This is a genomic window from Corallococcus silvisoli (assembly GCF_009909145.1).
Lineage (GTDB): Bacteria > Myxococcota > Myxococcia > Myxococcales > Myxococcaceae > Corallococcus > Corallococcus silvisoli.
Window position 1 is genome coordinate 685,689 of record NZ_JAAAPJ010000001.1, and the last position, 19,447, is coordinate 705,135.

Annotated in this window: 18 protein-coding genes; 11 read left to right on the forward strand and 7 right to left on the reverse strand. The window is 70.2% G+C overall.

The genetic code is table 11. From position 1 onward, the window contains the following. Positions 1-3 precede the first annotated feature (3 nt). From gatC to gatB, 3 genes are read left to right on the forward strand one after another with little or no spacing between them, the layout of a single operon-like run. Positions 4-291 carry an Asp-tRNA(Asn)/Glu-tRNA(Gln) amidotransferase subunit GatC gene (gene gatC, locus GTY96_RS02670; protein WP_143898191.1) on the forward strand — a complete coding sequence of 96 codons (288 nt, stop codon included), beginning with the start codon at positions 4-6 and terminating at the stop codon, positions 289-291. 6 nt (positions 292-297) lie between these two features. Next, positions 298-1,764, forward strand: a complete 1,467-nt coding sequence (gatA, locus tag GTY96_RS02675; RefSeq protein ID WP_143898193.1) for an Asp-tRNA(Asn)/Glu-tRNA(Gln) amidotransferase subunit GatA — start codon at positions 298-300, stop codon at positions 1,762-1,764. A gap of 27 nt (positions 1,765-1,791) precedes the next feature. Next, positions 1,792-3,237 (forward strand): Asp-tRNA(Asn)/Glu-tRNA(Gln) amidotransferase subunit GatB, encoded by a 1,446-nt coding sequence (gatB, locus tag GTY96_RS02680; RefSeq protein ID WP_143898195.1) that lies wholly within the window; start codon positions 1,792-1,794, stop codon positions 3,235-3,237. On the opposite strand, the gene GTY96_RS02685 is transcribed toward gatB, so the two are convergent. Continuing rightward, entirely contained in the window at positions 3,234-4,271 is a 1,038-nt protein-coding gene (locus GTY96_RS02685; protein ID WP_161663753.1) for a carbon-nitrogen hydrolase family protein, read from the reverse strand. The genes gatB and GTY96_RS02685 overlap by 4 nt on opposite strands. Positions 4,272-4,385: 114 nt before the next feature. On the opposite strand from GTY96_RS02685, the gene GTY96_RS02690 reads away from it, so the two are divergent. Beyond that, the gene (locus GTY96_RS02690; protein ID WP_161663754.1) at positions 4,386-5,324 is read left to right on the forward strand and encodes a hypothetical protein; all 939 of its coding nucleotides are present in this window, start codon (positions 4,386-4,388) and stop codon (positions 5,322-5,324) included. Here the strand turns inward: GTY96_RS02690 and GTY96_RS02695 are convergent. Beyond that, positions 5,317-6,279 (reverse strand): isopenicillin N synthase family dioxygenase, encoded by a 963-nt coding sequence (locus tag GTY96_RS02695; protein WP_143898201.1) that lies wholly within the window; start codon positions 6,277-6,279, stop codon positions 5,317-5,319. The two genes, GTY96_RS02690 and GTY96_RS02695, sit on opposite strands and share 8 nt — an antisense overlap. 175 nt (positions 6,280-6,454) lie before the next feature. Between GTY96_RS02695 and GTY96_RS02700 the strand changes: the two genes are divergently transcribed. Beyond that, a complete protein-coding gene (locus GTY96_RS02700) occupies positions 6,455-8,488 on the forward strand; it encodes a serine/threonine-protein kinase (protein ID WP_143898203.1) in 2,034 nt (677 codons plus the stop codon). Positions 8,489-8,512: 24 nt separating this feature from the next. On the opposite strand, the gene GTY96_RS02705 is transcribed toward GTY96_RS02700, so the two are convergent. After that, positions 8,513-8,875 (reverse strand): hypothetical protein, encoded by a 363-nt coding sequence (locus GTY96_RS02705; protein ID WP_143898205.1) that lies wholly within the window; start codon positions 8,873-8,875, stop codon positions 8,513-8,515. 273 nt (positions 8,876-9,148) lie between these two features. On the opposite strand from GTY96_RS02705, the gene rplU reads away from it, so the two are divergent. The 6 genes from rplU (at position 9,149) to GTY96_RS02735 (ending at position 14,294) form a co-directional block, all read left to right on the forward strand. Further along, on the forward strand, positions 9,149-9,457 hold the full coding sequence (gene rplU, locus GTY96_RS02710) for a 50S ribosomal protein L21 (RefSeq protein WP_014394222.1): 309 nt from the start codon (positions 9,149-9,151) through the stop codon (positions 9,455-9,457). A gap of 45 nt (positions 9,458-9,502) precedes the next feature. Continuing rightward, a complete protein-coding gene (rpmA, locus tag GTY96_RS02715; protein ID WP_143898207.1) occupies positions 9,503-9,775 on the forward strand; it encodes a 50S ribosomal protein L27 in 273 nt (90 codons plus the stop codon). A gap of 129 nt (positions 9,776-9,904) precedes the next feature. Further along, positions 9,905-11,296, forward strand: a complete 1,392-nt coding sequence (gene obgE / locus GTY96_RS02720) for a GTPase ObgE (RefSeq protein ID WP_143898209.1) — start codon at positions 9,905-9,907, stop codon at positions 11,294-11,296. Positions 11,297-11,300: 4 nt separating this feature from the next. Further along, positions 11,301-11,981, forward strand: a complete 681-nt coding sequence (locus GTY96_RS02725; protein WP_143898211.1) for a TrmH family RNA methyltransferase — start codon at positions 11,301-11,303, stop codon at positions 11,979-11,981. A gap of 81 nt (positions 11,982-12,062) precedes the next feature. Then, positions 12,063-12,860 (forward strand): LolA family protein, encoded by a 798-nt coding sequence (locus GTY96_RS02730; protein WP_143898213.1) that lies wholly within the window; start codon positions 12,063-12,065, stop codon positions 12,858-12,860. A 15-nt stretch (positions 12,861-12,875) separates the two neighbouring features. Next, entirely contained in the window at positions 12,876-14,294 is a 1,419-nt protein-coding gene (locus GTY96_RS02735; RefSeq protein ID WP_143898215.1) for a hypothetical protein, read from the forward strand. Between the two features lie 276 nt (positions 14,295-14,570). Here GTY96_RS02735 and rimO read toward each other — a convergent pair whose 3' ends face one another. The 4 genes from rimO to GTY96_RS02755 are packed head-to-tail and all read right to left on the reverse strand — an operon-like array spanning position 14,571 to position 19,303. After that, the gene (gene rimO / locus GTY96_RS02740) at positions 14,571-15,971 is read right to left on the reverse strand and encodes a 30S ribosomal protein S12 methylthiotransferase RimO (RefSeq protein WP_235685390.1); all 1,401 of its coding nucleotides are present in this window, start codon (positions 15,969-15,971) and stop codon (positions 14,571-14,573) included. A 33-nt stretch (positions 15,972-16,004) separates the two neighbouring features. Next, complete coding sequence (locus tag GTY96_RS02745) at positions 16,005-17,120, reverse strand: hypothetical protein (RefSeq protein ID WP_143898220.1); 1,116 nt, start codon at positions 17,118-17,120, stop codon at positions 16,005-16,007. Between the two features lie 14 nt (positions 17,121-17,134). Then, positions 17,135-17,632: a YajQ family cyclic di-GMP-binding protein gene (locus GTY96_RS02750; protein WP_143898222.1), complete on the reverse strand. Its 498-nt coding sequence runs from the start codon at positions 17,630-17,632 to the stop codon at positions 17,135-17,137. 30 nt (positions 17,633-17,662) lie between these two features. Further along, positions 17,663-19,303, reverse strand: a complete 1,641-nt coding sequence (locus GTY96_RS02755; protein WP_143898224.1) for a ribonuclease J — start codon at positions 19,301-19,303, stop codon at positions 17,663-17,665. Positions 19,304-19,447: the final 144 nt, after the last annotated feature.

Consider the following 19,447-nt stretch of genomic DNA (forward strand, 5'->3'; position numbering starts at 1 on the left):
CCCATGGCCCTCACGCTCGAGCAGGTCCGGCACGTGGCCACCCTGGCGCGGCTGTCGCTGACGCCGCAAGAGGAGGAGCGCTACGCCACCCAGCTGTCCCGGGTCCTGGACGCGGTGGCGGAGCTGGAAGCGCTCGATGTGAGCCAGGTGGAGCCTACCTCCCACGCGACGCTCGCGTCCTCGCTGCTGCGCGAGGACGTGCTGCGGCCGTCGCTGCCCCCGGAAGCCGGGCTCGCCAACGCGCCCGCGAAGGTGGGCAGCGCCTTCGCCGTCCCGAAGATCCTGGAGTAGCCCGCCATGTCGTCGACGCTCACCGACCTGTCGATGCTGGAGCTCGGGGCGAAGCTGGCCGCCCGTGAGGTGTCCTCCGTGGAGGCCACCCGCGCCAGCCTCGCGCGCATCGCCCAGGTCGATCCGAAGGTGCGCGCCTTCCTGCGCGTGGACGAGGCCGGGGCGCTCAAGGCCGCCGAGGCCAGCGACGCGCGCCGTCAGGCGGGCAGCCCGCTGAGCGCGCTCGACGGCGTGCCCGTAGGGCTCAAGGACATCTTCCTCACGGAGGGCCTGGAGACCACCTGTGGCTCGCGCCTGCTGGAGGGCTTCGTCCCGCCCTACGACGCCACCGTGGTGCGCCTGTTGAAGGAGGCGGGGCTGCCGCTGCTGGGCAAGCTGAACATGGACGAGTTCGCGATGGGCTCGTCCAACGAGTCGAGCGCCTACTTTCCTACGCACAACCCCTGGGACCTGACGCGCACGCCGGGAGGGTCCTCCGGAGGGTCCGCCGCGGCGGTGGCGGCGCGCGAGGTGTTCGGCGCGCTGGGCACGGACACCGGCGGCTCCATCCGCCAGCCCGCGGGGTTCACCAACACCGTGGGGCTCAAGCCCACCTATGGCCGGGTGTCGCGCTACGGCGTCATCGCCTACGCCTCGTCGTTGGATCAGCCCGGCCCCATGGCGCGCACGGTGGGGGACACCGCGGCGCTCTTCCAGCTCATCGCGCGGCATGATCCGCTGGACTCCACCTCCGCGGACGTGGAGACGCCGGACTGCCTCACGGGCCTGGAGGACGGGGTGCGCGGCCTCAGGCTGGGCGTGCCGCGCGAGTACTTCTCCGACGGCATGGACCCGGAGGTGGCGGGCACGCTGCGCGCGTCGCTGGAGGAGCTGGAGAAGCTGGGCGCGACGCTGGTGGACATCTCCCTGCCGCACACGAAGTACGCGCTGGCCACGTACTACCTGCTGGCCTCCTCGGAGGCCTCCAGCAACCTGGCCCGCTACGACGGCATCCGCTACGGGCAGCGGGCGAAGGACGCGCGGGGGCTCAAGGAGCTGTACACGCAGACGCGGGGGCAGGGCTTTGGCGCGGAGGTGAAGCTGCGCATCATGCTGGGCACCTACGCGCTGTCCGCCGGCTACTACGACGCCTACTACCTGCGCGCGCAGAAGGTCCGCACGCTCATCCGCGAGGACTTCACGCGGGCCTTCGGACAGGTGGACGCCATCGTGTCGCCCACGTCCCCGGTGCCCGCGTTCAAGTTGGGCGACAAGGTGGGCGACCCGCTGTCCATGTACCTGATGGACGTCTACACGCTGCCATGCAACCTGGCGGGCCTGCCCGGCCTGTCCGTGCCGTGCGGCTTCACGCAGGGCGGGCTGCCGGTGGGGATGCAGCTCCTGGGGCGCCCGTTCGACGAGGCCCGCCTGCTCCGCATCGCCCGCGCCTTCGAGCGCGAGCATGACTTCTTCCGCCGCGCCGTCCCCGTCTAGCGGGCGCGAGGCAAGGGTGACATCGCCATGCCCCTGAGTGATTTCCAGACGGTCATCGGGCTCGAGGTCCACGCGCAGCTGCTCACGCAGTCGAAGATCTTCTGCGGCTGCTCCACCGCGTTCGGCGCCGAACCCAACCACCACACCTGCCCGGTGTGCCTGGGCATGCCCGGCGTGCTGCCGGTGCTCAACCAGCGCGTGGTGGAGTACGCGGTGCGCGCGGGGCTGGCGCTCGGGTGCTCGGTGAAGCCGACGAGCGTGTGGAGCCGGAAGAACTACTTCTACCCGGACCTGCCCAAGGGCTACCAGATCACCCAGTACGACCAGCCCATCTGCGAGTGGGGCGAGCTGGTCATCGACACGCCCTCCGGGGAGAAGACGGTGCGCGTGCGGCGCATCCACCTGGAGGAGGACGCGGGCAAGAGCGTGCACGACGCGTCCGCGTCCGCGGGCCAGAGCCTGGTGGACCTGAACCGCGCGGGCGTGCCGCTGATGGAGATCGTCAGCGAGCCGGACCTGCGCGACGCGGACGAGGCGGTGGAGTACCTCAAGGCGCTGCGCGACGTGCTGGTGTACCTGGGCGTCAACGACGGCAACCTGGAGGAGGGCAGCTTCCGCTGCGACGCCAACGTGTCGGTGATGCCGAAGGGCTCCACCACCTACGGGCAGCGCTGCGAGCTGAAGAACCTCAACTCGTTCCGCTTCCTCAAGCAGGCCATCGAGTACGAGGCGGCGCGGCAGGTGGACGTCCTCGAGTCCGGCGGCAAGGTGCAGCAGGAGACGCGCCTCTGGGACGTGAACAAGGGCGTCACCCGGTCGATGCGCTCCAAGGAGGACGCGCACGACTACCGCTACTTCCCGGAGCCGGACCTGCCGCCGCTGCGCGTGTCGGACGCGCTGCGGGATTCGCAGCGTCAGTCCCTGCCGGAGCTGCCGCGCGCCAAGCGCACGCGGTTCATCAGCGAGTACGGGCTGCCGGCCTACGACGCGCGCATCCTCACCGCCGAGCGCCCGCTGGCCGACTTCTTCGAGGCCTGCGCCGCGCACGTGTCGGACGCGAAGAAGCTCTCCAACTGGTTCCTGGGCGAGCTGAGCCGCCTGCTCAAGGAAGAGGGCACGCCGCTGTCCGCGCTGCGCTTCACGCCGGCGCAGTTGGGGGAGCTGCTGGCCACGGTGGAGAAGGGCACGGTGTCCGCGAACGCGGCGAAGGACGTGCTCGGGGAGATGTTCCGCACCGGCCGGGCGCCAGCGGACATCATCGCGGAGAAGGGCCTCGCGCAGGTGAGCGACGTGGGCGCGGTGGAGGCGGTGGTGGACGACATCCTCGCGAAGAACGCGGGCGAGGTGGAGAAGTACAAGGCCGGCAAGAAGAGCGTGTATGGCTTCTTCGTGGGCCAGGTGATGAAGGCGATGAAGGGCAAGGGCAACCCTGGCCTCGTCAACGAGCTGCTCAAGAAGAAGCTGGGGGACTAGCGGGGGACGGTGACGTGGAGCACGTCCTCGCCGCGTGGATCCGCGGCCTGGGCGAGCACGTGCACGTCGTCCGGTCCCCGTCGCTCCAGGATGAGGGAGGGGGCTTCGAAGGTGTTGTCGAAGAAGCCTCCGGTGAGCTGCGGGTTCACCGCGTAGCGCACGCGCTTCAGGGTTCGCAGCTGCGTGAAGAGGCCCTCGTTGAACCACTGCTCACGGCGCAGCTGCGACTCGCCCGGCGCGTTGAACGCCCAGGGCGCGTCCCAGGCCCACGCGTTGGCGGACGGCTGCGCGAGCACGTCCACGCCCAGCGCGTCCAGGTACTGCGCGCACGGCACGAACCACGGCTCGCCCGACGTGTGCGGCTCCCGGAAGCCGTCGTAGCAGACGAGCGTGCCCAGCCTGCCGAAGGGCGTGTCCAGCACGGGAAGGTCCTCCGGACGGCCAGGGCTCAGGTGCAGCACGTCCTCCTGCGTGGGCACCAGGTTCACCTTGCGCGTGACGCCCACGCAGAGCCCCTCCGGTGAGAACGTGTAGCTGGTGTTGAAGGTGCGCGCGCCCGCGGGTTCGTACTCGGGCGTGTCCGGGCCCAGGCGGTTGGTGGGGAGCAACGCGCTGCCCGCCACCACCCACAGCCCGAAGTCGCGTGCGATGCCGGAGAAGGTCTCGAACATGGCCCGGTGCACGCGGGGCGCCACCGTGGCGTAGAGGCACTCCTCCAGCGTCGGTGGGCGAAAGGCGCGCCACGTGCGGAACATCTCCCGCCACTCCGCGAGCGCCACGCGCGTCATCGCGCCGTGGGTCGTCTTGCGGCGGCGCACGCGCGACAGGTGGCCCATCAGCCCCAGCGCGGCGCCCACCATCTCCGGCCACACCGCGAGCGCGGGGTTCAGCGGGCGGCCGGAAGCGTCCCGGGCGCGCAGCGCGTCCGCGCGAGCGGCGAGCGCCCGGTGGTGCGAGGCGAACGTCTCCGGCGTGGCGTAGTCGTCGAGCGTGACGCGCGGCTGGATGGCGAACAGGTCGAGGGAGGTGGCCACGGTGGGGGGAGGATGGCATCGGCCCTTGGAAGGAGCGAGCCTCGTGGCCATGGACCGTCAGGTTCCGGGAGTGCCGGCGTCGGGGCGCTGCCCGTCAGCGCGGAGGAGGAGCCCGTGACATCCAGGCAGAGGACCCTCGGCATCGAAGTGCGCCCATTCGTCGATGTGGGCGACGCGCTCGCGGGACGGGAGGTGACGGCCCGGGGCGTGGGGCCGGACAACAGCCTCTGGTGGCTCACGGAGGATGAGGAGGAGGTCCTCCACTACGCGGACGCGTGGGACACCTGGGAGCGGTTCGCGCTGCCTCGCGGGGCACCGGCCTTCCATTACATCCAACCGCTTCCCGGGGACGACGTGCTGCTCGTGAACGCGCGGTGCCGCTACCGCTCCGACAAGCAGCACGAGCGCAACGCGCACGTCTATTCGCGGGACGGCACGTGGCTTCGGGAGCTGACCCTGGGGGACGGTATCGCGGACGTGCAGACGACGGCCGACGGGCAGGTCTGGGTCAGCTACTTCGACGAAGGCGTCTTCGGCAACCGGGGTTGGGGCGGCGACGCTTCACGGGTGCCCATCGGCGCGGACGGTCTGGTGCGCTTCGATGCGATGGGGCAGCGGCAGGAGAGCGGCGTGTCGATGGCGCTGGGCCTGGAAGAGCGCATCGTGGACTGCTACGCGCTCAACGTCGCGTCGGAGCAGGAGACCTGGTTCTACAGCTACACGGACTTCCCGCTCGTGCGCATGCGGCCGGGGCGCCCGTCCACGGTCTGGCGGTCGCCAGTGAGAGGGGCGCACGTCATCGTCGTCAGCGACACGCACGTGCTGTTCGGGGGCGGCTACGAGGACGCGCACTCGCTCCAGCTCTTCACGCTGTATGACCGGGGCCACCAGCGCCTGGGGCCCGTGGCCAGCGTCGTGCTCACGGACGAGACGGGACGTCCGTGGCGGCCCACGTGGCTCAAGGGGCGAGGCGCCTGGCTCCACGGCGCGGAAGGGACGCGCCACTTCCGCGTGGACCTGCCGGAGTTGATGGCCCGGGCAGCGGCTACTTGAGGAAGCCCAGCTCGCGCAGGCGCTGCTTGAGGAACGCGTCCGCGGTGATGGGCGGATGGCGCGCGGGGTTGTCCGGCGTCTCCGTCTGCGGCAGCGGCTTCAGCACACAGTCGGAGAACGGGTGCACGAAGAAGGGCATCGAGTAGCGCACGGTGTCCTGCTCCGTGCTGGGCGGGTTCACCACCCGGTGCGTCGTGGACGGAATGGTGCCGTTCATCACGCGGCTGAGCATGTCGCCCGAGTCCACGACGATCTGCCCACGCAGCGTGTCCACGGGGATCCACTCGCCGTCGCGCGTGAGCAGCTCCAGGCCGCCGGACGTGCCCTCGCACAGGAGCGTGATGAAGTTGATGTCCTCGTGCTCCGCGGCACGCACCGCGCCCGGGATGAAGCGGTCCTTCAGCGGCGGGTAGTGGATGAGCCGCAGCACGGAGTTGCCGTCCACCGTCATGTCGCTGAACGTGTTTCGCGCGATGCCCAGATAGTCAGCGAGCGCCTGGAGCATCACCGTCGCCGCGTCGTCCAGCTCGCGGTAGAGCGTCAGCGTGTGGTCGCGGAAGGTGGGCACCTCCTCCGGCCAGACGTTGGCGCCGTAGTCGTCGCGGTAGGGGTGGCCCGCGGGCAGCTCGCGGCCCACGTGCCAGAACTCCTTCATGTCCCCCACCTTGCGGTTCTTCGCGTGCTCCTGGCCGAACGCCATGAAGCCGCGCTGGCCCGGGCGCTCCGGCACCGCGTAGCGAGTCTTGGTGGACTCCGGCAGTTGGAAGAAGCGCTCCACGTCCGCGTACGTGCGGCGGATGAGCGCGTCTTCGATGCCGTGTCCTTCCACGGTCACGAAGCCGAACTCCTTGAGCGCGTCGCCAAAGACCTGGACGAAGCGGGCCCGCTCCTCGGGAGTTCCGGAGCGGTAGTGGGACAGGTTCACGGTGGGAATGCGTCGGGCCGAGCGGGACATGCGCGCATCCTATCCGCGTGACACCTTCCTGACACGTCGCAGTCCGCCGCCCAACCGTCACCCCGGCCCCGGGGCGGGGGACCCTCCTCACTTTGCGACAACCACCCTTGTCGGCAGTGGATGCGGGGCTTACCGGATGTGCAGATTGGACAGGGAATTAGGCCAGGGGGGCGGTATGGCCGAGGTCGTGAGGAGCGAGCGCACGTGTTCTGCGTGCGGGCGGAGACATGGCGAGGAGACGTCGTGCGACACGCTCGTCCGGGAGGCGGGTGACGGCGTGGGCGGTGCTGGGGCGGAGCCGGTGGCCCCGTCGATGGTGGAGGAGGTGGATCCGCTGCTGGGGACGCAGATGGGCAGTTTCCGGCTGGTGCGCCGGGTGGGCCGGGGCGGGATGGGCTCTGTCTACCTGGGCGAGCACGTGTCCATTGGCAGCCGGGTGGCGGTGAAGGTGCTGCATGAGCACCTGACGCGCTACCCGGAGCTGGTGCAGCGCTTCCACGCCGAGGCCCGCGCGGTGAACCTCATCGGGCACGAGAACATCGTCAGCATCTTCGACCTCAACGCCGCGGCGCCCAGGCCGTACCTCATCATGGAGTTCCTGGAGGGCGCGCCGCTGTCGGCCTGGGTGGGGACGCCCCTGTCGGCGGGGGCGGTGGTGCCCATGCTGGCCCAGGTGTGTGACGCGCTGCATGCGGCGCACGCACGGGGCATCGTCCACCGCGACCTGAAGCCGGACAACATCTTCCTGGTGAAGCGCGGGCGGGGGATGCCGTTCGTGAAGGTGCTCGATTTCGGCATCGCGAAGCTGGTGGACGCGAGCATGCCGGAGACGGTGGCGGGCATCATCGTGGGGACGCCGGAGTACATGGCCCCGGAGCAGTCCCTGAGCCGGCGCCTGGACGGCCGCGCGGACCTGTACGCGGTGGGCGTCATCGCCTACCAGCTGCTCACGGGGCGGCTGCCCTTTCCCGACGAGGGCCTCACCGCCCAGCTCGTGGCGCACCAGACGCGGTGGCCGCCGGCTCCTCGAACCATCTGCCCCTCGGTGCCGCCCGCCCTGGAGGCGGTGGTGTTGCGCGCGCTGGCGAAGAGCCCGGAGGATCGCTACGCGAACGCGCTCGCCTTGCGCACCGCGCTGGAGCAGGCCCTGGTCGGGCGCACGCCGCCGCCGCGCGCGGCCGTGGGCAGCCCCCGTCCCGCCGCCACCGCTGATCCGAGCGGCCTCCGGCGGACGCAGCTCCTGGCCCCTCCCGGTCCGCCCGGCGCCATGGGGGGCAGGACCCTGCCGGTGCCCGTGCAGGTGATCCTCCAGCCCGGCACGCAGCCCCGGTCCTTCACGGGCTCCGACCTGTCGCGCGGCGGGGTGTTCCTCCACGCGACGGGGGACCTGCCCCCCCTGTTCGCCCGCGTCCAGGTGGTGCTGCCGCTGTCCACGGGGCCGCTGGTCGTCACGTGCGAGGTGGTGCGCCACGTCTCCCCCGAGCAGGCCCATGCCTGGAGCATGCGCCCGGGCTTTGGCGTCCAGTTCCTCGCGCCCTCGGCCACGCTGAAGGCCCGGGTGGAGCATCACCTTTCGGGCGCCCAGGCCTCGCCGCCGCCGGGTCCCCGGGAGCTCCCGGAGGACGCCGAGGCCGAGCGCGTCCTGGGGACCTACCGAGAGCAGCTGGGCGGGGAGGGAACCCACTACGCGGTGCTGGGACTGGCTCCGGACGTGGAGCTGGAGTCCGCCCGGGAGCGGGCGCGCGAGCTGTGGACCCTCTTGTCCGCGCTGCGGCAACGGTCGCTGTCGCGCGGGCAGCGCGCACGCCTGGAGGCCATGCTGATCCGCGTGCGGGACGCCGGCGACACCCTGGGGGTGCCGCTGCGCCGGGCGCGCTACGACGCCCGGCTGGGCAATCCCCGGGGCGTGGCGCGGTGCCTGGAGGCGGGGCTCACCGCCATCCAGGCGGATGCCCTGCGCCGCGAATACCTGGCCGAGCATCCCCGGTCGGTGGGCACCGCGCGGGTGCACTTCCTCACCGGCAGCGCGCTGGAGCGCGACGGCCAGCTCAAGCGGGCCCTGGAGGCCTATGAGCGGGGGCTCCAGCTGGACCCGCTGGAATGGGAGTTCCAGCAGCGCCGCCGCGTGGTGGACCGGGCGCTGGGCGCGCGGTTGATGGCGCCCCGCAATGAACGAGCCCGATTCCCTGGGGAGGGAACCGGGCCCTGAGTGCGGCGGAGGCCGCGTTCGCGCTCAGTCCGCGAAGGTGCAGGCGGTGCTCAGGCCCGACAGGTGGGCCGAGCACGCCACGAGGGCGGCCGAGAAGGCCTGCTGCTGGCTGGACGACTTGTCAGAACAGCTCTTCACGTCGTTCACGCAGGTAACGTAGGAGTCGAGCTTGTCCTTGTCGGCGTCCGAGCAGCTGTCCAGGCTCTTCTTGCAGGCGTCGCGCTCCGCGTCGGTGGCCTCGCCGGGGTCGGTGATCTCCAGGCCACACTCCTTGGCCTTCTTGACCAGGTCCTTCGACGCGCTCTCGGCGTCGTCGCAGTAGTTGCCACCGCAAGCGGTGAGCGTGAGCGAAGCCATGGCCGCGAGGCCGAACAGGATCTTCTTCATGGTGGTACTCCCCCTCAGGGATGAGGTACAGGTGGATCGCAAACGGCGCGCATCCTAACGCGGCGTCGCTTGCGGTCCAGTGGACTTTATTCCGGGAATTCTATTCAAAAGTAAATAGGGGCGCGGGTGGCGGGCTGATCCGCCAACTGCCTTGACTCCCCCCCGGGTTTCCCGTAAGTCCCGCCGTCTTTTAGCGCGCCGGACGGCCTGCCGTCCGAAATGCGCGTTGGATTCCATGGGTTGACCCAACCCGAAGCTGACAGGGGTTCGACGATGTACGCAGTCATTCGTACGGGCGGAAAGCAGTACCGCGTCGCCGAGGGCGACGTTGTCCGGATCGAGAAGATCGCCGGTGACATCGGCGCCGAGGTCTCGTTCACCGAGGTTCTCCTGCTGGGTGGCTCGGAGAGCCCGAAGGTGGGCCAGCCGACGGTGGCGGGCGCGAAGGTCGTGGGCAAGGTGCTGGCGCAGGACAAGCACCGCCGTGTTCTGCACTTCCGGAAGGAGAAGGAAGGCTGGACCCGTCGCCGTGGCCACCGTCAGCCGTACACCGAGGTGAAGGTCACCTCGATTTCCGGCTAGTCGTCCCGGTCATTCCACTCACGAACTTCCAAGGAGCAAGGTGTCATGGCCCATAAAAAGGGACAGGGTTCTTCGCGCAACGGGCGTGATTCCAACCCGCAGTACCGTGGCGTGAAGGTTTACGGCGGCGAAGCCGTCTCCGCGGGCAGCATCCTCGTGCGCCAGGTGGGCACGGTGATCCACGCGGGCACGAACGTGAAGCTCGGCCGCGACTTCACCCTCTACTCGGTGGTGGACGGCGTGGTGAAGTACGAGCGCCTCGGTCGCGACAAGAAGAAGGTGTCGGTGTACCCGGCCGCCGCGCAGGCGAGCGCCTAGTCGGTTGCCCTGGGGGAAACCCCGGGCACGGGCATCCCCGAGCGGGTCGTTCCCGGTCCTCCCGTTCCTCGCGAACGGTCGGATGCGAGGACGGCCCGCTCTGTGTTTTTCCAGGAGGGCGGTCGCCCCATGAAGTTCGTCGACGAAGTACGCATCTACGTGAAGGCGGGAGATGGCGGGAACGGCGCCGTGTCCTTCCGGCGTGAGAAGTTCATCGAGCGGGGCGGCCCCAACGGCGGCGACGGCGGCAACGGGGGTTCCGTGCTGTTCGTGGCGAACCCGCAGCTGACCACGCTCCTGGACTACCGCTACCAGCAGCACCACCGGGCCAAGAGCGGCGAGCACGGCATGGGCAGTGACTGCAACGGTCACGGGGCCGAGGATCTGGTGCTCCAGGTGCCGGTGGGCACGCTGATCCGCAACGAGGCCACGGGCGAGCTGCTGGTGGACCTGAGCGACCCGGGCCAGGAGTTCGTCGCGGCCAAGGGCGGCCGGGGCGGCCTGGGCAACATGAACTTCGCCACCTCCACGCGCCAGACGCCGCGCTTCGCGCAGGACGGCACGCAGGGCGAGGAGATCACGCTGCGGCTGGAGCTGAAGCTGCTGGCGGACGTGGGCCTGCTGGGCTTCCCCAACGCGGGCAAGAGCACGTTCATCTCGCGGGTGAGCCGCGCGCGTCCCAAGGTGGCGGACTACCCGTTCACCACGCTGGTGCCGAACCTGGGCATGGTCCAGTACAAGGACAACCTGTCCTTCGTCATGGCGGACATCCCCGGCATCATCGAGGGCGCCAGCGAGGGCGTGGGCCTGGGGCACCAGTTCCTGCGCCACGTGGAGCGCTGCAAGGTGCTGGTGCACCTCATCGACATGGGCGCCGAGGGCGAGGGCCGCAAGCCGCTGGACGACTTCAACATCCTCAACACGGAGCTGAAGAAGTACAGCGCGGAGCTGGCCAGCAAGCCGCAGGTGGTGGCCGCCAACAAGCAGGACCTGACGGAGGCCCGCGAGCGGCTGGGGCCCTTCACGGAGGCGCTGCGCCGCCGGGGGATCCGCGTGTACCCGGTGTCCTGCGCCACGGGCGAAGGCATGCAGGCCCTGATGGATGCGGTGGCGGAGGTGCTCTTCACGGGGCGCACCGACAAGCTCCATGTGGAGGCTCCGGCGAAGCAGGCGGCGCGCAAGGCTCCGGCGAAGCAGGCCGCGACGAAGGCGGCGCGCAAGGCTCCGGCGAAGCAGGCCGCGGGCAAGGCCTCGGCGACGAAGGCTCCGGCGAAGAAATCCGCGGGCAGGGCCTCGGCGAAGAAGGCGGCGCGCAAGGCTCCGGCGAAGAAGGTGGCTCGCAAGGCCCTGGCGAAGAAGGCCGCTGGCAAGCCCGTGGCGAAGAAGAAGGCCTCCTCGCGCACGCCGGTGGCGAAGAAGCCCGCGCGCAAGGCCCCGGTGAAGCAGGCGGCTTCGCGAAAGTCCGCGCGCAAGGCCCCGGCGAAGAAGTCCGCCACGAAGAAGTCCGGCGGGAGGCGCTGAGTCGATGGCTGGTGGAGGACCCCGCTACGAGAAGTTCGAGCGCGACGTCGTCGAGCCGGAGCAGTTCCTGCTCGACGTGCGGAAGGAGAAGATCGACCGCGTCGTCAGCCAGCGCACGCGCAACTTCACGGTGGTGCTCGACCGGTTGGAGGACAACTTCAACATGGCCGCGGTGCTGCGCACCTGCGAGTCCATGGGCGTGCAGGAGGTGCACGTCGTCATCAACCCGGAAGCGCCCTTCATCCCGAACTCGCGGGTGGCCCAGGGCTGCGACAAGTGGTTGGACGTGCACCTCTACAAGACGTTCGCGGAGTGCCGCGCGCACCTGAAGGAGCGCGGCTTCAGCCTCTACGCGTCGGCGCTGCGCGAGGGGGCCACGAACCTCTACAGCCTGCGCTTCGATACGAAGTTCGCCATGGTGTTCGGCAACGAGCGCTACGGGGTGAGTGACGACGTGCTCACCGGCGTGGACGGCACCTTCTGGGTCCCGATGAAGGGCTTCAGCCAGAGCCTGAACATCTCCGCGGCGGCGTCCGCCAGCATCACCCGGGCGATCGCCTGGCGGGACGAGCACCTGGGGAGCTCCGGGGACTTGTCTCCCGACGAGGCCCAGGCCCTGCGGGAGCGCTTCTACCTGCTGGGCGTGAAGCAGCGGAAGCGTCTGGTCAAAGCCACACAGCGGTGAATGCCGGCCCCCCGGGGGCCGTCCGGATGCGGTAGATGGACCCTGCGGGCACCTCGGGTGCCCGCTCCGGAGGCGCACGCCATGTTGCTGGAATCCCTGCTCTTCACGCTGCTCGCCGTGCCGCAGGCCCCCACCACCGCCGCCCCCACGCCGAAGCCCGCGGCCACCGCCGCCGCGCCGAAGCCCTCGGCCCCCTCGGATGCTGGCGTGGCCGCCGCGCCCGCCGCCGCGAAGCCGCCCGACACGGGCACGGCCTCCAGCGCCACGAAGCCCGCGCCGAAGATGACGCCCGAGGTGAAGGCGCTCGTGGACCGGATGCAGGCGTTCTACGAGAAGACGGGCGACTTCAAGGCGGGCTTCAAGCAGGACTACAAGTACAAGACCTTCCGCCGCACGCAGTCGTCGTCGGGCACGGTGACGTACAAGAAGCCGGGCCTGATGCGCTGGGAGTACACGAACCCGTCCACGCGCACGTTCGTGCTCGCGGGCAACAAGGTGTACGCGTACGACCCGGACGCGCAGACGCTCACGGTGGCCGCCGTGGACACCAGCCAGCTGTCCGCGTCGGTGACGTTCCTCTTCGGCCAGGGCAAGCTCGCGGACGAGTTCGCCATCTCCAAGGGGGACTGCAAGGACTGCAAGGGCACGCTGCTGGTGCTCGACCCCTTGAAGAACGAGCCGCGCTTCCGCCAGGTGCGCCTGGAGGTGGACCCGGCGACGGCGCAGGTGCTCAAGAGCACCGTGGTGGATCCCGACGGCAGCGAGAACACCATCGCCTTCCTGGACCTGAAGACGAACGTGGGCATCGCGGCGGACAGCTTCAAGCTGAACCCGCCCGAGGGCACCCGCGTGGACGACTTCACCAAGAAGGCGCAGTAGGAGCCGCCACCTCCCATGCGTGGCGTGCTGCTGGCGGGATGCGTGCTCATGGGCGCCGGGTGTCACTCCTCCGCGCCCGCGGGCCCTTCACGTCCCACGAGCCTCGTGGGACAGACACTGCCGCTCCTGTCGTCGCCCGCGCTGCGGCTGACGGTGGCGGGGAGGCTCGGGGGCCGGGTCGTGCCGGTGGTGCTGGATGTCACTCGGCCGCTGTCCCTCGTCTCCACTCCATGCTTCGACGGCGCACCGCCCGCGCCCGCCGGCACGGCGCGAGTACCCGAGCCCTCCGGAGGCCACCGCTCCTGGCCCGAGGTCCCCGCCCCGTTGTTGACGGTGGGCCCTGTCGCGCCGCCGCTGCGCACGTTGTTGCTGTCGGGCGAGCAGGGCTGCTCGGTGACGCTGGGGCAGGACGTGCTGGCCCCGTACGCCCTCACGGTGGATCCGCTGCGCCGCGAAGTGACGTTCACCGCCTCGCGTCCCCGTGAGGCCTACGACGCGGAGCTGCGCGCGACGGACGCGGTGCGCGAGTCCCATGTGGTGGAGCTCAGCCGGGAGCCGCAGGGGGACTGGCCGCTGCTGGCCGTGCAGGTGTCACAGGGCGAGGCGAGCCTCACGGGGCCCTTCGTGCTGGGCACGCGCGAGCCCTTCTCCCGGCTGGCGGTGGAGCCCGCGCTGGGGCAGGGACTGCAGCCGTTGGAGACCGCCGCGGGCCTGCCGCCGCGAACCTTCGCCGTGGACGCGGTGGAGGTGGCGGACGGCCTGGGCGTGCGGCCGCTGGTGATGGAGGCGGCGGGACGCTGGCCGTCACAGAGCAGCCTGGGCCGGCTGGGCCCGGACGTGTGGGGCCGCTTCACCGCCACCGTGGACGCGCAGGGCGGGGCGTTGGTGCTGCGCAGGCCTCACGTGCGCATGCCCGAGGGCGGCGGACGGCAGGAGTGCGCGGGCGAGGGCGGAGCCTTCAGCGAAGAGGCCTGTTACGGCGTCTTCGTGCGCGCGGAGCCCGATGGCGCGGTGGCCCTCTCCGGCGCGGTGTACCGGGACCTGCCGGAAGGCGTGCGCCTGTACGTGGAGCCTCGGGGCGCGGAGGGCCAGCGCCTGGAGACGGGCTGTCAGGTGGGCCTGAGCTTCCCCACCGCCACGCGCGGCGCCAACACGCAGCATCGGTTGCCGTGGGGGTCGTTGGCGAAGAGCCTGCCCGCCTGCCACGCCGCGCTCCAGGGCGCCCGGAGCTACGCGGTGTCGCTGGTGGAGGAGGGGCGCCAGCCCGAGTGCCCCACCACCTGCGCCTTCGTCACGGAGACCGCGTCGCGGCGCACCGTGTGCGAGTGCCAGCCGACGCCGCTGGGCGAGGGCGTGGCGGTCCCGACCCAGGGGACAGGCCCGCGGCCTCCGCCAGTGGAAGAGCGCGAGCTGGAGCCCGAGGATCCGAAGTAGCGCTGTCCACCTCCTCCGCTGGGCAGGGGCGCTTCACGGTCCGGGCCGGACCCAAGCCTGTCGCTGCTGGGACAAGGGGCGCTCCACGGTCCGTGGCGCGGAAGCGCGGCATCGCCCCGCCGTGACGAACTGGTGGCTCTGGCGCGACTGCGGGCGCTCCACGGTCCGTGGCGCGGAAGCGCGGCGTCGCCCCGCAATGACTCGGGCCCGCGGTCGCCCTCGGCGAGGAGGGCGGGCCGGGGCCCGTGAGGCTGAAGCGCGCTGTCGCCGGGAGGGCTACTCCGGCCGCGGCTCCGGCGGACGCACCAGCGCCTTCATCGGCACGGGCGCGGGCGGGGCCTCGCGCGGGGTGTGCGCGCGCTGCTTCGGATCCGGACGCTCCACCACGCGGGCGATGAGGTCGTAGTCGTGCGCCTCCGTCACCTCCACGGTGACGAACTCGCCCGGGTACGCCAGGCCGTCGTTGATGTAGACCAGCCCGTCGATCTCCGGCGCCTGGCCCTCGTGGCGGCCCACCAGCAGGTGCTCGGACTCCTCGCTGGGGCCCTCCACCAGGACGGTGAGCTTCTGGCCCACGAGCTTCTTGTTCTGCTCGCGGTTGATGCGCTTCTGGATGGCCATCACCTCGCGCCAGCGGCGCTCGATGGTCTTCGCCGGGACCTTGTTCGGCAGGTCGAACGCGGAGGTGCCTTCCTCGTCGGAGTACTGGAAGACGCCCAGGCGCTGGAAGCGCTGCTCCTTCACGAACTCCTTCAGCAGCTCGAAGTCCTCCTCCGTCTCCCCCGGCAGGCCGACGATGAGCGAGGTGCGCATCACCAGGTTCGGCACGCGCTCACGCAGCTTGGTGAGCAGCTCCTTGAGGAACTTGGAGTTGCGGCCGCGCTTCATGGACAGGAGCAGCTTGTCGCTGGCGTGCTGCACCGGCATGTCCAGGTAGTTGGCGATCTTCGGCTCGGACGCGATGACGTCGATGAGCTCGTCCGGGAACACGCGCGGGTAGGCGTAGTGCAGGCGGATCCACTTCACGTCCACCTTCACCAGCTCCTTGAGCAGCTCGTGGAGCTTGGGCTTGCCGGGCAGGTCATGCCCGTACGCCGTCAGGTCCTGCGCGACGAGGTTCAGCTCCTGCACGCCGCTGTCCGCCAGCTTGCGCGCCTCCGCCATGATGTCTTCCACCGTGCGCGAGCGCTGGCCGCCGCGCAGCGTGGGGATGATGCAGAACGCACAGGCGTTGTCGCAGCCCTCGGAGATCTTGAGGTACGCCGTGTACTTCGGCATCGAGTTGATGCGCGGCGTCTCCGCGTTGTGGATGTAGTCCGGATCCGGGATGACCTGGCGAGGCGAGGCCTCCGCGGCCAGCAGGTCGCCAATCTGGGCGTACGCGCTGGTGCCCAGGAAGTGGTCCACCTCCGGCATCTCCTGCGCCAGGTCGTGGCCGTAGCGCTGGGACAGGCAGCCGGTGACGACGAGCGTCTTGCACGCGCCCGTCTTCTTCAGCTCCGCCATCTCCAGGATGGAGTCCACCGACTCCTGCTTCGCCGGGCCGATGAAGGCACACGTGTTGACGACGATGACCTGGGCTTCGGTGGGGTCCTGCACGAGCGAGTAGCCGCGGGTGCGAAGCGTGCCCAGCATCACCTCGGAGTCCACCCGGTTCTTCGGGCAGCCGAGGGTCATCATGTACAGGCTCTTGGTGTCTTCCACTCGCGTCTACCGCTTTCCCAGTTGCGTCCGCTCGAAGTGGTCCGCACTCCAAACGAAGTTGATGATGGCGCCGTTCGAGTAACCGATGTCCAGCGCCCCCTGTTCATCCAGTTCAACGGACGTGGCGCGCCCCAGCGCACAGGTGGCGGCCGGCCAATCAAGCACCCGCTGTGCCGTCTTGCCCGACACCACGTAGAGCCCCATCCGGAGCTCGTCGTCGGAGTCGCATTGACCCTCGACGGCATAAGGATTCTTCCCGGTGAGCACGGTCACGACCGGTCGCCCGTCCGGCAGGCTCAACGTCTCCGGCAGGTTCACGCCCATCTTCGACGCGTCCACGGCGTTGGGCGCCACCAGCGCGCGCAACGAGGCGGGCGTGAGCGGCGCGTCGCCCTGGGCCCACTCGGGGTAGCTCAGCACGCCCCACCCGAGCCAGCCCGTGGGCGCGGCCTCCAGGGTGGTGACGTTCGCGGGGGGCTTGAGCTTGAGGTTCTTGCGCGCCTCGTCCGGCAGGCGCAGCGCCTCTCCCTCCGGGGGCGTGCCGCCCTTGCAGTTGGACACCGGCACCGCCTTGGCGCCCACCTGGTCCTGGTCCTCGTAGGTGATGCACAGGTCCATGACGAGCGGATCCACCGCGGGGAAGCGCGGCAGGGCGCGCACCGGGATCAGCGCCACCACCGACAGCGTGTCGCCCTGGCGGTGCACCGCGGCGTTCACCAGCGACTGCGCGAACTGGGGCGTGCCGCTGTCGGCCCCGGAGGTGCGCTGGCCGTCGAAGGCGAAGCGGTAGGTGTAGCCAGGGGAGGTGGGGCCCGCATCCGGGAAGTGGAGGGTGAGGGTGATGAGGTCGCCCGCCAGCAGCTGGTTGTCCGTGGCCTCCACGCCCACGAAGAGCGTGTCCTTGCGCCAGCCCACCCGGGCGGAGAAGTTCGCGGTGGCGCCCTCGACGGACAGCGGCTTGATGATCAGCGGCGAACCGAAGTCCTTGAGCCCCTTCTCCGGTTGCGGTGCCTTCTTGAGCACGGGCACCGGCTTGCTGGGCCTGGGCGCCGGGTCCTGCGCGAGCGCGGGAGGGGCGAACAGCAGACAGAGGGGCAGGAGGGCCAGACGGGCAGCGTGCATGGCGGAGGGTGTCTCTAGTCGCGGAAGTTGGTGAACTGCATGTCCAGGCTCAGCCGGTCCTGCTCCTTGCGGAACAGCGCCATGGCGGCCTGCAGGTCGTCGCGGTTCTTGCCCGTGACTCGGAGCTGATCCGCCTGGATGGAGCCCTGCACCTTGAGCTTGGACTCCTTGAGGATCTTGATGAGCTCCTTCGACTTCTCCACCGGGATGCCCTGCTGGAGCTTGATGGGCTGCTTCACGTTGTGGAGGCCCGTCTTCTCGATGTCGCCGAACTCCAGGGTGCGCAGGCTGATGTTGCGCTTGGCCAGCCTCGCCAGGAGCACCTCCTTGGCGGCCTGGACCTTGTCCTCGCTGTTGGCCTTCACGGTCAGCGAGGTGTGGTCCGGGGCGATGACGATGTCGGCATTGACGCCCTGGAAGTCATACCGCGTGCTGAGCTCCTTCTTGGTCTGATTGACCGCGTTGTCGAGCTCAGCCAGATCGATTTTGGAGACGACGTCGAAGGAGGGCATGGGGGGGACCTTTTCGCGCCCTTACCATACCTACACCCGGACGACCAAGGGCACCACCAGGGGCCGCCGGGAGGTGTGTTGTTTGAAGGCCCGCTTCACCGCCCGGACCAGCTCCTCGCGCGCCAGGGCGTCGTCCCCGCGCAGCTGGGGGTTGAGCTCCTCGAAGAAGGCCCGCGCATCCTGGGCCACCCGGGACAGCACGCCCTGCTCGTCCGGGTTCAGCCCCTGTCCGGACAGCTGGGGCCCCGCCACCAGGGCCTGGGTGTCCCGCCGCAGCACCACCGCCGCGGCCACCACGCCCGTCTCCGCCAGGCGGTTGCGCTCCGCCAGCGTCTCCGGCGTCACCACCCCATCCCCGGAGCGCTCACGCAGGATGCGTCCGGAGGTCACGCTGCCGGTGAAGCGACCCTGCCCGTCCTCGAAGGCCACCACGTCGCCGTCGTGCGCCAGGAGCAGCCCTTCCGGGGCCATGCCCGCCTCGCGCGCGGTGGTCAGGTGTCGGTGCAGGTGCCGGACTTCCCCATGCACGGGCATGAAGTTCTTGGGGCGCACGATGTCCAGAACGCGGCGTTGCTGGGGCCGGCTGGCGTGTCCGGAGACGTGCACGCCGGGCTCCACCTGGGCGTAGACGATGCGCGCGCCGCGCCAGTGGAGCTGATCCAAGAGCGCGCCGACGGAGCGCTCGTTGCCGGGGATGGGACGGGCGCTGACGATGACCGTGTCGCCGGGCTCCAGGCGCACGGGCCCGTCACCCTGGGCCAGCTGGGTGAGGCCCGCGCGGGGTTCGCCCTGGGCGCCCGTGGTGAGCACCGCCACGCGGTGGGGCGCGAGCTTGGGCACGGAGTCCAGGTGCACGAAGAGCGAGTCGGGCACGTCCAGGTAGCCCATCTCCCGCGCCAGCTCCACGTTGCGCACCATGCTGCGGCCCTGGAGCGCGACCAGCCGGCCGGTGCGCTCGCACAGGTCCAGCAGGTGCCGCACGCGGTGGAGGTTGGAGGAGAACTGCGCCACCACGATGCGGCCCTTCGTCTCGTGGAACAGGCGCTCGAAGGTGGTCTGCACCACGCGCTCGCTGCCGGTCTCCTCCGTGTGCTCGGAGTTGGTGGAGTCCGACAGCAGGCACAGCACGCCCTCGTCGCCCGCCTCGCCCCAGCGCTCCAGGTCCGTCTTCAGGCCGTCGATGGGGTCGGGGTCCAGCTTGAAGTCGCCGGTGTGGATGATGGTGCCTTCGGGGGTGCGGACGATGAAGCCCACCGCGTCCGGCACGGTGTGCGTCACGCGCGTGGCCTCCACCTGGAAGGCGCTGCCCACGGGGAAGGGCGTGCGCGGCTCGATTTCGCGCAGGTCCGCCTCCACGCCCAGCTCCTCCAGGCGCTGGCGCGCGAGGGCCAGCGTGAAGCGCGTGCCGTAGATGGGAACCGACACGTCGCCGAGCAGGTAGGGGAGCGCACCGATGTGGTCCTCGTGCCCGTGAGTCAGCAGCACGCCCTTGAGCTGCGCGGCGTTGCGTTTCAGGTGCGTGAAGTCCGGGACGATGATGTCCACGCCGGGCATTCCCGACGAGGGGAACATCAGGCCGGCGTCGATGAGCAGCATCTCCCCTCGACAGGCGAGCACCATGGCGTTGAGGCCGATTTCGCCGAGGCCGCCCAGAGGTATGACGTGGAGCATGTGGCCTGGAGTCTAAGGGCCCTGCCCGTCCCGTGCGTGGGAATCCGCACTCCGGCGCTTCGAACTCCAGCGCCCGCCTGCTTGACGGATTTAAACTAAAGGCTTAGTTGTATTCGAACTAAGGTCTTAGTTCGAAGCCGTGGA

Coding starts and splice junctions, on each gene's coding strand:
- GTY96_RS02755 (WP_143898224.1), bottom strand. CDS start 19,303: ATGCTCCACGTCATACCTCTGGGCGGCCTCGGCGAAATCGGCCTCAAC.
- GTY96_RS02695 (WP_143898201.1), bottom strand. CDS start 6,279: ATGTCCCGCTCGGCCCGACGCATTCCCACCGTGAACCTGTCCCACTAC.
- gatC (WP_143898191.1), top strand. CDS start 4: ATGGCCCTCACGCTCGAGCAGGTCCGGCACGTGGCCACCCTGGCGCGG.
- GTY96_RS02750 (WP_143898222.1), bottom strand. CDS start 17,632: ATGCCCTCCTTCGACGTCGTCTCCAAAATCGATCTGGCTGAGCTCGAC.
- GTY96_RS02735 (WP_143898215.1), top strand. CDS start 12,876: ATGCGTGGCGTGCTGCTGGCGGGATGCGTGCTCATGGGCGCCGGGTGT.
- GTY96_RS02730 (WP_143898213.1), top strand. CDS start 12,063: ATGTTGCTGGAATCCCTGCTCTTCACGCTGCTCGCCGTGCCGCAGGCC.
- obgE (WP_143898209.1), top strand. CDS start 9,905: ATGAAGTTCGTCGACGAAGTACGCATCTACGTGAAGGCGGGAGATGGC.
- GTY96_RS02745 (WP_143898220.1), bottom strand. CDS start 17,120: ATGCACGCTGCCCGTCTGGCCCTCCTGCCCCTCTGTCTGCTGTTCGCC.
- rplU (WP_014394222.1), top strand. CDS start 9,149: ATGTACGCAGTCATTCGTACGGGCGGAAAGCAGTACCGCGTCGCCGAG.
- rimO (WP_235685390.1), bottom strand. CDS start 15,971: ATGACCCTCGGCTGCCCGAAGAACCGGGTGGACTCCGAGGTGATGCTG.
- GTY96_RS02705 (WP_143898205.1), bottom strand. CDS start 8,875: ATGAAGAAGATCCTGTTCGGCCTCGCGGCCATGGCTTCGCTCACGCTC.
- GTY96_RS02700 (WP_143898203.1), top strand. CDS start 6,455: ATGGCCGAGGTCGTGAGGAGCGAGCGCACGTGTTCTGCGTGCGGGCGG.
- GTY96_RS02725 (WP_143898211.1), top strand. CDS start 11,301: ATGGCTGGTGGAGGACCCCGCTACGAGAAGTTCGAGCGCGACGTCGTC.
- gatB (WP_143898195.1), top strand. CDS start 1,792: ATGCCCCTGAGTGATTTCCAGACGGTCATCGGGCTCGAGGTCCACGCG.
- rpmA (WP_143898207.1), top strand. CDS start 9,503: ATGGCCCATAAAAAGGGACAGGGTTCTTCGCGCAACGGGCGTGATTCC.
- gatA (WP_143898193.1), top strand. CDS start 298: ATGTCGTCGACGCTCACCGACCTGTCGATGCTGGAGCTCGGGGCGAAG.